The sequence below is a fragment of the Streptosporangium sp. NPDC005286 genome, from assembly GCF_040607515.1.
Classification (GTDB): Bacteria; Actinomycetota; Actinomycetes; order Streptosporangiales; family Streptosporangiaceae; genus Streptosporangium.
In genome coordinates, this window is record NZ_JBEXGU010000010.1 from 62438 (window position 1) to 75189 (window position 12752).

11 protein-coding genes are annotated in these 12752 nt (G+C 69.9%); 4 read left to right on the forward strand and 7 right to left on the reverse strand.

Annotation, left to right across the window (positions count from 1 at the left end):
• The first annotated feature begins 81 nt into the window (after window positions 1-81).
• Window positions 82-1341, forward strand: a complete 1260-nt coding sequence (locus tag ABZU75_RS06280; protein ID WP_355550072.1) for an RNA polymerase sigma factor — start codon at window positions 82-84, stop codon at window positions 1339-1341.
• A 25-nt stretch (window positions 1342-1366) separates the two neighbouring features.
• On the forward strand, window positions 1367-1666 hold the full coding sequence (locus ABZU75_RS06285) for a TetR family transcriptional regulator (RefSeq protein WP_355550074.1): 300 nt from the start codon (window positions 1367-1369) through the stop codon (window positions 1664-1666).
• Between the two features lie 2 nt (window positions 1667-1668).
• Here the strand turns inward: ABZU75_RS06285 and ABZU75_RS06290 are convergent, their stop codons facing one another.
• The 6 genes from ABZU75_RS06290 to ABZU75_RS06315 form a co-directional block, all read right to left on the reverse strand.
• On the reverse strand, window positions 1669-3009 hold the full coding sequence (locus tag ABZU75_RS06290; protein ID WP_355550076.1) for a cytochrome P450: 1341 nt from the start codon (window positions 3007-3009) through the stop codon (window positions 1669-1671).
• Window positions 3010-3020: 11 nt separating this feature from the next.
• Complete coding sequence (locus ABZU75_RS06295) at window positions 3021-3605, reverse strand: ATP/GTP-binding protein (RefSeq protein ID WP_355550078.1); 585 nt, start codon at window positions 3603-3605, stop codon at window positions 3021-3023.
• A gap of 4 nt (window positions 3606-3609) precedes the next feature.
• A complete protein-coding gene (locus ABZU75_RS06300) occupies window positions 3610-3966 on the reverse strand; it encodes a DUF742 domain-containing protein (protein ID WP_355550080.1) in 357 nt (118 codons plus the stop codon).
• A complete protein-coding gene (locus ABZU75_RS06305) occupies window positions 3963-4397 on the reverse strand; it encodes a roadblock/LC7 domain-containing protein (protein ID WP_355550082.1) in 435 nt (144 codons plus the stop codon). Before ABZU75_RS06305 ends, ABZU75_RS06300 begins: the two co-directional genes overlap by 4 nt.
• A 98-nt stretch (window positions 4398-4495) precedes the next feature.
• Window positions 4496-5998, reverse strand: coding sequence for an ATP-binding protein (locus ABZU75_RS06310; RefSeq protein ID WP_355550084.1), 1503 nt, complete (start codon window positions 5996-5998; stop codon window positions 4496-4498).
• Window positions 5999-6720: 722 nt separating this feature from the next.
• Window positions 6721-9219: a discoidin domain-containing protein gene (locus ABZU75_RS06315; RefSeq protein WP_355550086.1), complete on the reverse strand. Its 2499-nt coding sequence runs from the start codon at window positions 9217-9219 to the stop codon at window positions 6721-6723.
• Window positions 9220-9711: 492 nt separating this feature from the next.
• Between ABZU75_RS06315 and ABZU75_RS06320 the strand changes: the two genes are divergently transcribed.
• Window positions 9712-10563 carry a hypothetical protein gene (locus ABZU75_RS06320; protein ID WP_355550088.1) on the forward strand — a complete coding sequence of 284 codons (852 nt, stop codon included), beginning with the start codon at window positions 9712-9714 and terminating at the stop codon, window positions 10561-10563.
• A gap of 61 nt (window positions 10564-10624) precedes the next feature.
• On the opposite strand, the gene ABZU75_RS06325 is transcribed toward ABZU75_RS06320, so the two are convergent.
• Entirely contained in the window at window positions 10625-12025 is a 1401-nt protein-coding gene (locus tag ABZU75_RS06325) for an FAD-binding oxidoreductase (protein ID WP_355550090.1), read from the reverse strand.
• A gap of 218 nt (window positions 12026-12243) precedes the next feature.
• Here ABZU75_RS06325 and ABZU75_RS06330 point away from each other — a divergent pair, with 218 nt between their 5' ends.
• Window positions 12244-12735, forward strand: coding sequence for a GNAT family N-acetyltransferase (locus ABZU75_RS06330; protein ID WP_355550093.1), 492 nt, complete (start codon window positions 12244-12246; stop codon window positions 12733-12735).
• The last annotated feature ends 17 nt before the right edge of the window (window positions 12736-12752 follow it).

The window sequence follows — 12752 nt, forward strand, 5'->3', positions numbered from 1 at the left end:
CGCCCGCGTCGTGTCCGGGGGCCTCGGGCGACGGGATCGAAAGGTGCCGCGAGTGCGGGCGGGATGGTTGGATCGGGAGGCATGGCGGTTGGTGATCCTCATCGGGTGGTCGAGGCGGTCTGGCGGATCGAGTCCGCGCGGGTGATCGCGGGGCTTGCCCGGATGGTGCGCGATGTCGGCCTGGCCGAGGAGCTCGCGCAGGACGCCCTGGTCCTGGCGCTTGAGCAGTGGCCGAAATCCGGCGTACCGGATAATCCCGGAGCCTGGCTCATGCTGACCGCCAAGCACCGGGCGATCGACCTGCTCCGCCGCAGGACCCGTTACGAGCACAAGCTCGAAGAGGTCGGCCGGGACATGGAGATCCGTCAGGAGGCGGCCGAGGCCGAGCTGGACGACGCCCTCGACGACCACATCGGTGACGACGTGCTGCGCCTGCTCTTCACCGCCTGCCATCCGGTGCTGTCCACCGAGGGGCGCCTGGCGCTCACCCTGCGCCTGCTCGGCGGCCTGACCACCGAGGAGATCGCGCGTGCCTTCCTGGTGCCGGAACCGACGGTCGGGCAGCGGATCTTCCGGGCCAAGCGCACCCTCGCCGAGAAGCGGGTGCGCATCGAGCTGCCCGCCCCGGCCGAGCTGGGCGAGCGTCTCGCATCGGTGCTGGAGGTCGTCTATCTCATCTTCAACGAGGGCTACTCGGCGACCGCCGGTGACGACTGGATGCGCCCCTCGCTCTGCGAGGAGGCGCTGCGCCTGGGCCGGATCCTGGCGGGCCTGATGCCGCGGGAGGCCGAGGCGCACGGCCTCGTCGCCCTGATGGAGATCCAGGCGTCGCGCCTCCGGGCCAGGACGGGGCCGGGCGGCGAGCCGGTCCTGCTCCCCGACCAGGACCGGAGGCTGTGGGACCGGCTACTGATCCGCCGGGGGCTGGAGGCGCTCGAACGTGCCGAGGCGCTCGGCACGCTCGGTCCCTACGGCCTGCAGGCCGCGATCGCGGCCTGCCACGCCCGCGCGCGGTCCACCGACGACACCGACTGGGAACGGATGGCCGCCCTCTACCGGGTGCTCGCCCACCTCGCCCCCTCACCCGTGGTGGAGTTGAACCGCGCGGTCGCGGTGAGCAGGGCGTACGGCCCGGCGCGGGGCCTGGAGATCGTGGACGGGCTGGCGGCGGAGCGCGCGCTGAGGGGCTATCCGCAACTGCCCGCCGTACGGGGTGATCTGCTCGTGAGACTGGGCCGCCTCGACGAGGCGCGCGAGGAGTTCGAACGGGCCGCCGAACTCACCCGCAACGAGCGCGAGCGGACCCTCTTCCTCGCCCGGGCGGCCGCCACCCACGGGTGAGCGAAAGCGGAACCCCCGTCGGGCGATGTCAGGGGCGGTCCGTGGCCTCGAACCTGCTCCTGCCCTCCCGCTCCAGCCAGGTGGCGAAAATTACGAGCAGCTGCTGGCAGTCGCCAGGGAGGCCTTCGCCGAACACGGGACCGACGTCTCGCTCCGGGACGTCGCACGCCGGGCGGGCGTCGGCATCGGTGAACTCCTCGCCCTCGTGGCGGGCATCGCCTGGGCGAGTGAGCAGTCGACCGGCCACGACCTGATCGAGCGCCTGCTCTCCCTGTCCGCCACGGGCTTCGCCGCGGACCGGTCGCCGGACTCCGCTCCGGCCTGACCTCACCCGGGGGCGTCCCTGGTGTTCGACGGGCTCTGGCCGGTCGGCACGGTCGGGCTGAACCGTACGGGCAGGGCCTCCAGGCTGCGAACCCACAGCGAAGGGCGCCATCGTAGCGCGTCCGGTTTCACGGTGAGATAGACGTCGGGCAACCGGTCGAGGAGGACCTCCACGGCCGTCTTGGCGATGATCTCGCCGAGCTCGGGCGCAGGGAAGGGGCAACCGTACTCGCCGTGGCTGAAGGACATGTGCGCCCGGTTGGCGCCGGAGCCGGCATGGGCGGCCGGTTGCACCTGCGGATCGGCGTTGGCCGCGGCGACGCCGAGCACCAGCATGTCGCCCCGGCGGATGCGCCGCCCGGCCAGCTCGCAGTCCTGCACGGCCCAGCGTGAGGGCAGGTTCGGCGAGGGAGGATCCTTCCACAGCACCTCGTTCAGCGCCTCGCCGACGCTGCTGCGGCCACCCTGCAGGCTCATCGAGAAGTGGTCGTCCACCAGCATCAGCCGCAGGGTGTTGCCGATCCAGTTGGCGCTGCTGTCGTGGGAGGCGATCATCAACACGATCAGGTCCTGGACGATCTCCTCGTCGGTGAGCCGTGCGGCGTGTGCCAGCAGATGCGAGGTGATGTCGTGGCCCGGCAGGGTGCGCCTGTCGGCTATAAGCCGGCCTATTTTGTCCAGAATTCGGGGAAGCGCCGAGGCGGCCTCCTCGCTCCCGCCCAGCACGTGGTTGACGTCCTTGACCAGGTCCGGCAGGTCGGTCTCCGACAGCCCGAACAGCCGGGTGACGACCTGAGCCGGAATCCGGTAGGCGTACTGGGAGATCAGGTCGGTCTGGCCGTCCCCTGAGAACCCGTCGATCGCGAGGTCGGCGACCTGCTCGCAGATCAGGGTCAGCTCGGTGCGGTCGACGGTGTCCAGCGCGTCGCTGATGGCGCCACTCCGCCGCTGGTGCTCGACCCCCTCGGAGTACATCACGGACGGCTGCCATGTCACGTACGGGAGCGACGGCCAGTCCGGGGGGAGGTGATTCCGCATGTTCCAGCGCCTGGGGTCGCGGCCGAACAACTGTGGCTGGCTGGTGACATGGTGCAGCTCGCGGTAACCGATCACGAACCAGGCGGGCATGTCGTCGAGGAGAATGGGGACGAGGGGCCCGTGCTCGCGGCGCATCTCCTGGAATATCGCGGCCGGATCGTCGTCGATCAGCGACGCGTGCAGCCGTACGGCATCGGCGTGGTCGGTGTATCCCTCCAGCGGCCCTCGTCTCGGCTCGGGATTCTGAGATGTGGGCGAGGCGGCGGACGGGGCTGTGGAGTCGGGCGGGGGAGGGGAGTTCGTCACGGCATGCTCTCTCAGGCGGGCGACTGGTCGTGGGTGCGGGTGAGGTGCTCCATGAGCGTGATCAGCACGTGCTTGCACGAGGACCGCTCTCTCGCGTCGCAGTCGATGAGCGGGACCTCGGGCGACAGCGCCAGCGCCTCGCGCACCGAATCCAGGGTGGGCCCGTCGGTGAAGCGGTTGACTGCGACGACGAACGGGGTCCGGTGGTGCTCCAGCCGGTCGATGGAGTACCAGGAATCCTCCAGGCGGCGGGCGTCCACCAGCACGACCGCGCCCAGGCTGCCGGCGAACAACTGGTCCCACACGAACCAGAACCGCTGCTGACCGGGTGCGCCGAACAGGTAAAGCACCATGCTCGCGTTCAGCGTGATCCGGCCGAAGTCGAAGGCCACCGTGGTGGTCGTCTTGGTCCGTACCCGGCTGGCGTCGTCGATGCCCACGCTCGCCTGGGTCATGACCTCCTCGGTGCTCAGCGGGCGGATCTCGCTCACCGAGCCGACCATGGTCGTCTTGCCCACCCCGAACCCGCCGACGATCACGATTTTCAGGGCGTCCGCGGCGGTCGTGCGTAGCGGCGTTCGCACGGCGGCCGCCATCTGGTCAGAGGTTGTGGAGTGCAACGAGCACCTGCCTCAGGATTTCGGGATCCGGTCGTTCGGCATGTGCGGCGATCGACGGATGACGGACGGTGATGCGACCGGTGTCCAGCAGGTCGCGCAGCAGGATCTTCACCACGCTGACCGGCAGTCGCAGCTCCGCCGAGATCTCCACCACCGCCGTCGGCCGCTGGGCCATCCGCAGGATCTTGATGTGCTCGGACTGCATACCGGGGGTGGGGGCGCACTCGCTGACGATGAGGGAGACGGAGTCGAAGGTTTTCTCATCGGCGCTGGTACGCCCCCCGGTGACCGTGTAGAGCCGGTCCGGGTCTTCTCGGTCGATGGCTCGCCGTGTCATCCGCGGTCGTCGCTGTTCTCCGTTTGCCGAGGTGCCGCGGTGAGGTACACCCCGATCTGCTCCACCAGTTCGTTCATGTTGTGCGCGATAAGCCCCACCTCGCCGTCCTCCTCGGCCACCACGGCCAGGTGGGCGCCGTCCCCGGCCGGCACGATGAGCAGCAGCCCGCCGGCGAACTCCACCATCGCCTGCCCCGCTCCGATGCCGTCCCCGAACTCGGCGGAGGCGCTCAGCGAGAGGCTCTGGATCCCGGCGGCCAGGGCGGAGAGCTGGTCGGCCCCGTCCCGGCCGAGGCCGGCGGTGAAGCACATCTTCAGGCCGTCCCTGGTCAGCACCAGCACATGCCTGATCCCCGGGGTCTTCTCCTTGAGGTTCTCCAGTAGCCAGTCGAAGTCACGATCGGTGGTGTGCGAAGCGTCGGTTGTGCTCATAGAAACGACGGGGTGCCCCTTCGGCGCGGGCGCGGGAGGGACGGCCCCTGCCTCCTCATCTGTGAATCCAAAGATGTCCGGTGGTCGGCGGACGCGTGTCAGGAGTCGCCCGGGGCCGGGGAAGGGGCCGAAGAAGAAGTACGCCCACGGCCGCCGGCTTGGCGGAACGCGGCGAACCTCGCCGCCGAGTCACGCCCCTCGCGCGCGGGCTTGGTCGGCGATGTCTGCCGCGCCCTGGTCGCCTCAGCCAGCGTCTGCCCCCGCCGCCGCCTGGGCAGCAGATCCTCGGACTCGTCGGCCGGCCCCTCCTGCGCGGGTAGGGCCGGTGCCGGTACGGCGGCCTTCACGGGGCGGCGGACCGACGACTCGACGACGGGCGGCACGGTGGCCGACAGGGGCTGCGTGATCAGCAGGCGCGGGATCAGCATCACGACCCCCATGCCACCACGGGCGGACGACCGGAAGCTGACCGTCAGGCCGTACTTGTCGACCAGGCGTCCCACGACCGCCAGGCCCAGCCGGGTACCGGACAGCGTCCGCAGGTCGAGCGGCTCGGATACGAGCCTGGTGGCGTGCTGCCGCTCGCGCGGGCGCATCCCCAGACCACTGTCCTCGACCGTGATCACGACGCCGGCGTCCTCCTCGTCCACGTACACGTGGACCTCGGTGCCGTGCGCCGAGAACGTGGCGGCGTTGTCCATCACCTCGGCCAGCGCGTGCATCACGCCCTCGGCCGCGTACCCCGCGACGGCGACGGTGCTGGTGGAGTGCAGCCGGATGCGCCGGTAGGCGCCGATGCGGCCCATCGCGCCGCGCAGGACGCTCTCCATGACGATCGGCCGGGTCCATCGCCGCCCGGAACGGCCGCCGCTCAGCAGCGCGACGTTGTCCGCCAGCCGGCTCATCTGGGAGATGCGGTGGTCCAGGTCCAGCAGGTCGGCGAAGATCTCCTCGTGCTCGCCGTACTGCTCCTCCAGTTCGCGCAGCCGGGCGAGCAGGCTGGTGGCCTGTGCCTGCACCCGGGCCGCGGCCCCGGCGCACGCCGCCATCACGGCGGTGCCCCTGCGCTCGCTCTCGGAGAGCTGCCGCGCCGTCTCGCGCAGCAGGTCGCGCAGCGGGTCGTGCCCCGGCTGGTGTATCTCGGCCAGTGCGGCGCTCACCGACATCCGGTTCGTCTGGATCCGCCTGACCAGCTCCGGCAGCGTGTCGTCGATCAGCCGGGAGATCTCGTGCTCGGTCGCCTCACGGGACACCTGGGCGATGGCGCGCTCGCGTTCGAGCAGTTCGAGCTCGTGCCCGGCCGCGTTGAGCAGGTGCCGCAGCGGGCCGTCCGGAGGCTGCGGCACCTGGGAGAGCGCGTCGGCGACCGAGGCGCCGTCCCGCACCTGACGCCCCAGCGAGGGCAGCGACTCCTCGGCCATTCGCAGCGCTTCCCGCTCCAGCCAGGTGAACCGCGCGCCGGCCCACTCGGCCTGCTCACGCAGCCGGCGACCGGTGCCGGAATAGTGGACGATGGCCGCGGCGGCGCCGGACAGCAGTACGGCCGAGACCCCGCCGACGAGCGCCATCAGCTCTCTGGCCTCGTAAGGGGCGGCGGACATCGCCCACAACCACGCGCAGACCGTAATGATCATGGTGCCGAGAGAGGCGAGGACCGCCAGTTCCCCCGGTGAAAACCTTCTCTGCGCCCGGCGGGGTACATCTACTGACATCGGCGTCCTCGGGGGTGGCGGCAGAGCATGACAAGGCCGCGTCGAACCTGCTGTTCCCCCTGCGAGACAGGACGGCCATGCGGTGCCGTTTCACAGCAGAGCGTGAACAGGCACATACCGTAGCACCATGCCTACGACTAAGAACAGACAGTCACTCTCGAACCATGTGTTTCAGTTTTAATCAACCACGAGTCAATGCTTCCATTGACCAATGCTAGCCATTCGGACATTTATGGATATGTGGTGATGATTTTCCGTGGGGGTTCGAGGTGCGCGGCCTTGCCGCCTCGATGGAGACGGGGGTGGGGGCTGTTCTGCTCTCGCGTCGGGAATGGGGCCGCCGGTTCGCCGCGCTTTTCCCCGTCGCTCATCCGGGTCCAAGTATCCGCCTGAAAAAAGGACAATCATTTCTATATCGTACATTTGGCTTATTGTGAGCCGTTGGGTTGTGTGGCCCGGGACTCTCCCCGGTCCCGACGGTTCGGCGCTCCGTCGCCACGCCGAAGCCGTGGGCCTCCCTGCGACAGCGGAGACCCACGGCGTGGGGGTGAAGCGCCTGATCAGCGAGGAGAGCGCGTTGACCACCGCTGATCAGGCGGGCTCAGAGTGCCTCAGGGGTAGGAGACGAGCTTGGACGGGATCGTGGCCGTGCCGAAGGCGGGGCCGCCGGTGCCGTTGATCACGTGGTTGATCCGCCCGTTGCCGCCGAGGGAGACGGTGAGCAGGCTGTGGAACTTGACGCCGGGCTTCACCGGGGTCTCGAACGCGTTCTCCACCTCGATCGTCGGGTCGACGTTGAAGTAGACGTAGCTGCCGAGACCCCAGCCCTCATGGGTGTTGACCGCGGGGCCGACCTTGTAGGCGGCCCAGCCCTTGGTGCTGCCGTTCATGTAGGCCGCCTGGTTCGGCGGGTCGTACGCCTTCTCGTTCTGGAAGAAGATCGTCCGGCCGCGCTCGCCGTACCACTCGACGTCGTACTTGCGGTAGTGCTCGACGAACAGGCCGGTCGCCAGGACGTCGTCGCCGTTGACGATCAGGCCGGTCTCGGCGGTGTTGACGTTCCAGCCGATGCCGTCGCCGTGGTCACCGCGCCACAGCCAGGTGTGGTCGATGATCACGTCGTCGCTGTTGACGACCACGCTGGTGGTGGCGTTGCCGGCGAAGGCGCCGCCGATCCGGACGAACACGTCCTGCAGCGTGGTCGGGTTGGCGGCGTGGTCGGCGCTCGACCCCGGCGGGCCGACCTCGATGAGCACGTCGGACTTCTGCGGGCCCGCGTCGACCAGGAAGCCGGCGAGCCGCACGCCGTCCACGTCGGCGACCTTGACCGCGCTGACGCCGCCGTCGGGGATGATCGTGGCCAGGCCGAGACCCAGGACCACGGTGTTCGCCCTGGTCACGTTGATCGGCTGGTTGACGTGGTAGATGCCGGGGGTGAGCAGCAGGTGCAGGCCCTGGCTGAGCGCGGCGTTGATGGTCGCTGCCGTGTCACCGGGCTTGGCGACGTAGAACTGGCCGAGCGGGATCGAGGTTCCGGGGGTGGCGCCGTTCGCCCAGCTCACGCCGCGCGCGTCGGTCCGCTTGGCCGGGACGAACACCCGGTACTCGTTGCCGGAGACGTAGAGGTACGGCTTCTCGCGGCTGATCGGGGTGTTGTCCAGCGTGGTGTAGGACTTGTCGGCGAAGGCGGTGGCGGGAGCGCCCTGCACCCCGGAGAACACCATGTTCCACACGCCGTTGACCCAGCCGCCGACGGAGCTGTCCCGGGTGTACCACTGCTGCTGCGAGTACGGGCCGACGGCGCCGTCGATCTTACTGTCGGCGATGTAGCCGCCGCTGGCCCAGCCGTAGCCGGTGGGGGCCAGGTTGAGCGCGCCCTTGATGTGCATGCGACGGAACGGCGCGGCCTGGGAGACGGCCCACTGGTTGGTACCGCCGGGCGGCTGGACCGACAGGTTCTCCGTCGAGCGCCAGAAGTTCTGGGTCGCGTTGCCGCCGAACCAGCCCGCGTCGACGGTCACGCCGTTGACGGTGACGTCGTCGGGGGACTGCCCCAGACCCATGATCGAGGTGTAGAAGCCGACCTTGGCGTTCACGTTGTAGGTGCCCGGCTTGAACAGGAAGGCGTGGCGCCCGGTGCCGAACTGGGCCGACTCCTGCTGCTGGAAGACGGCGTCGAGCTGGCTCTGGATGCCGGCGCTGGACATGGACGGGTCGAAGACGTGAACGTTCGGTCCCAGATCCCCGCCGCCGGGGATCACCGGACCGTCAGACGTGGTGTAAACGGCGAACTCCCACAGTGAGTATCCGTAGCCGGTGGCTCGGGTGGTGCCCTGCATCCGGACGTACCGGGCGGAGCCGCTCACCTCGTGCGACTGAACGCCGCCGGTGGCGCCCGTGACGGTCTTCAGGTCGGTCCAGGTGGTGCCGTTGGTCGACCCCTGGAGCTTGAACGCGCTCGCGTACGCGGCCTCCCAGCGCAGGTCGATCTTGCAGATGGTCTGGGGCGAGCCCAGGTCCACCTGGATCCACTGCGGGTCGCTGGCCGCGCTGGACCAGCGGGTCCCGTTGTTGCCGTCGAAGGCGGCGCTCGCGGGGGTTCCGCCGTTCTCGGTGGACGACGCGGTTGAGGGCTTGTTCAACGCGGCGTTGGTGGTCCCGCACTGGCCCACGGGGTTCGAGCCGCCACCGAAGACCTGGAACTCCCACAGTGAGTATCCGTAGCCGGTGGCCCTCGTGACGCCCTGCATCCGGACATACCGGCCGCTGCCGGTGACGTCCCAGGTGTCGATTCCGCCGTCACCTCCGGTGACGGTCTTCAGGTCCGTCCACGTGGTCCCGTTCTCGGACACCTGGATCTTGTATCCGCTGCCGTACGCGGCCTCCCAGTTCAGCACGACCCTGCTGATGCTGGACGAGGCGCCCAGGTCCACCTGGAGCCACTGGGAGTCGCCGACCGCGCTGGACCAGCGGGTGCTGGTGTCGCCGTCGACCGCGGCGGCCGGCGGGGTTCCGCCGTTCTCGGTCGAGGAGGCCGTCGCGGTCTTGCCCTGCGACAACAACGTGTCGGCGAAGGCCGGGCTCGACGGTACTGCGAGCAGAGCCGCCACGACTGCCGTGGCAGTCCATAAGGCGGCAGGACGGAACAGACCTCTCATGCTTGTCTCCACAGTGGATCCGGGGGGTGGAAGGTCCGACAGCAGATGAGGCGCGACTACGGCACTCGTAAATCAACGCCTTATTTCTACACTTAATTTAACTCGTCGGAAACATGGGGTCAATAGGTCACGCGTCACGGATGGGGCGGATCGGGGCTCCGTCCCCGCGCGTGGGAGACGCCTTGGGCTGCCGAGGTCTGTGCGCTGTCCCCGCGGGTCCCCTGGGCTCCGCCGGATCCCGCCGCCGTGTCCGATCCCCGCGGGCCGGTCTACAAGATCACGTACTGGGTGCCGGTCGAGGGTGTCCCGCCGAGCACCCCGCGGCGGCGGACTCCGAGGATGCTGGCTCAATTAATGAGATTAAGTGATATAAGTGCGGATTAATTATTTATCTATAGGAATTCTGATATGCGGGATATTTGTGGTGCTATGAAAGCTTTCGCGTTGTCCACCGCGGCTGTCGCGGTTCTTGTCGCCGTCATCGGCTGCCTGGGGGCCATCGACGCCCGGAGCACCTTCTCCGCCTCCGCCGCGAGTTCCGCCGCCGGCGTGGACGGGCAGGCGGCCGGGACCTCGGCGGCCAAGCGGGTGGTCAGGACCTCGGTGGTGAGGGCCGGCGGGAAGTCCTACCTCAGGGTGCGGGTGACCAGCGGGTACGGCAGCACCAGGCGGTTCGCCGTGAAGCAGCGCGTCTGCGGGAAGGGGGCGTGCCGGACGGTCACGACCACCCTGTCGGTGCAGGCAGGCCGGACGGCCTGGCAGGAGAGGTATCTCGGCACCGGCACCTACCGGAGAAGCGGTGCGTTCTCCACGTCGGTGACGGTGCCGCCGGTGGCACGCTCGACCCCCGCGGCCAGGGTGACGGTCACCGCGACGCCCTCGGTGACCCCGACCGTGCACACCACGGTCACGGTGAGCACGACGGTGACCACCACTGCCACCGTGACAGCCACCGCCACGGCCACCGCCACAGTGACCGCCACGGTGACCGTGACCGCCACCCCGACCGTGACCGCCACCGTGACCGCCACCCCCACGCTGCCCGCACTGCCGACCGGCCCGCTCTGCGGAGCACCCGCCAACGCCTACGGGTTCACCTTCTGTGACACGGGGAGCAAGGTTCACCAGCCCGCGGACGACGCCTGCGCGGTTTTCCCGTGCATCGAGAACTTCCGCGACGGGACGGGCTATCTGGTCATGTGCAATGACGGCATGGTGAGCATGTCGGGCGGGATCCAGGGGGTCTGCTCCTCCCACAGCGGGTGGCAGCGGGACGTGTACCGCAACACCGTTTAGGTGGACACGCGCACGATCGTCACGCCGGCAGGCCCCCTCGCCTGCCGGTGAATCGGAGCGTTCAGACGCGGGGCACGACGTGGCCGAAGCGGAACACCCGGGCCGGGTCGTAGTGGTCCTTGAGGGCGTTGAGCCTGCGCAGTGTCGGCTCCGGCCAGGCGCGGGCCAGGTCCTCGGGGGCGAGCATCGGCCCGTGGAAGTTGAGCTGCGTCCCGCCGGTCTGCCAGGGAGCCAGGGCGGCGAGCACGGCACCGCCCACGGCCGGGATGACCGTGTCGAGCAGTTCGGGAACGGGGGCGCCGATCACCATCACGCCGAAGGCGGCGTCCCGCCCGCCCACGGCGTTCGGCCGGCGCGGCTCGCGGCCCAGCGCCCCGCCCAGCTGGCGCACCTCCACGACGGCCAGCGGCACGTCGGCCGTCGGGCCGGCCGCCGCCAGGAGCGCTTCCACGGTCTCCGCGCCGAGCTCGTGCAGCAGGGCACCGCGATCCCAGCTCGGCATGGGGTGCACCGGGTCCCGGTGCACGGAGTCGATCGCGCTGAACGGCATCTGCGCGATCTCGCCGAAGATCGGCTCGGCGACGGCCCGCATCGGGGCGAGGAGGGCCTCCGCCTTGTGGGCGTCGCCGAGGTGGGCGAAGCGCAGGTGGGTCACGAAGCGGCCACGCAGCTGCGGGGGGAGCTCGGGCACCGGGGGCAGGCGCAGCATCGCCACCGAGGTGGTCGTGGCCTCCGGCAGCGTGCCGGCCCAGGTCCGGTAGGCGTGCAGGACGGCGGGGGTGTCCTCGGCGCTGAAGTAGAGGCCGCCCCCGTACAGGGTCGACACCGGGAACAGGTCGATGACCATGGAGGTGACCACGCCGAAGCTGCCCTTGCCGCCGCGCAGTCCCCAGAACAGGTCGGGTTCGGTGTCCGGGTCCGTCACCCGGACCAGGCCGTCCGCGGTCACCACGGTGATCTCCCGTACGTGGTCGGCGGCGAAGCCGAAGGTCCGTGAGATCGGGCCGATGCCGCCGCCCAGCGTGTAGCCCACCGCCCCCACGCCCGAGGACGAGCCGCTCAGAGGCGCCAGGCCGTACGGGGTCGTCTGCGCGATGACGTCCGCCCAGCGGCAGCCCGCGCTGACCCGCGCGGTGCGGCTGGACGAGTCGACGGTGACCTCGCGCATCCTGGAGGTGTTGATCAGCAGTGCCCCGTCGGAGGCCTGGACGGCGCCGTGCCCGGTGGCCTGCACGGCGACGGGAAGGGAGTGGTGGACCGCGAAGCGGACCGCCGCCATGACGTCCGCGGTGCGGGTGGCGCCCACGACGACGGCCGGGCGGTGCCGGACCGCGGTGTTGAAACCCGCGGTCTCCTCGTCGTAGCCGTCCTGACCAGGAGACAGGACAGGGCCGGCGACCTGGCCTCGCAGGACTTCCAGCTCTCCGCCGAGCTGCTCGGCTGTGGAAAAGGCGGTACTCATGAGGGTTCTCCCGATGGTGTGAGACGACTCGCGGCGTGGGGCGAGGTCGCAGGGCCTCGGTCGGCCCGGTCCTCCAGTTATCGCAGCCGGCACTAGGAGACGGCTGGGTTGTTACTGGGCGCCCGGCGGCCACGGCGATCGGAGTGGTGCCGCCGGTCCCGGCCGAGGGCCTAGAGGTCTCCTAGCCGTTTCCTAGACGGCCGTGGGACGCTGCGCGCATGTCGTCGCCACTGGAGTCCCAGCCCTCCAGCACCCTGCTGTTGCGGGAGGTCCTGGCATACGTGGGTGCGACGGGTCCCGATCTGCTCGACGAGGCCCTGGCGGAGGCCCTGTCCGAGGTGTCGGTCGCTCGCTGCCGGGTGTACGTGCTGGTCGATCTGGCACGGCCGGTGGACGATCCACCGGTGGCCGGTGCCCTCGTCGAGCTGGGGCAGCCCGCCCGGGACGCCCGGCTGCGAGCCCTGGCCGTCGCGCTGCCACACCGGGGACGGGGGCTCGGCCGGAGGCTGCTGGGTGACCTGCTGACGGAGATGCGCGCGGACGGCGTCCAACGGGTGCGCTACCGGGTGGCGGCGGCGGATCCGGGAACGTTCTCACTCCTTGGCTCCTTCGGTTTCGTCGCCGCGGACAGAACCCCCATCGCGGCCTGCCGATACGATGAACCCGCGATCGAGGCATTGGCGGTCGCGTGGCTCGTGCGGGAGTTGTGATGCTCGCGAACGGTGGC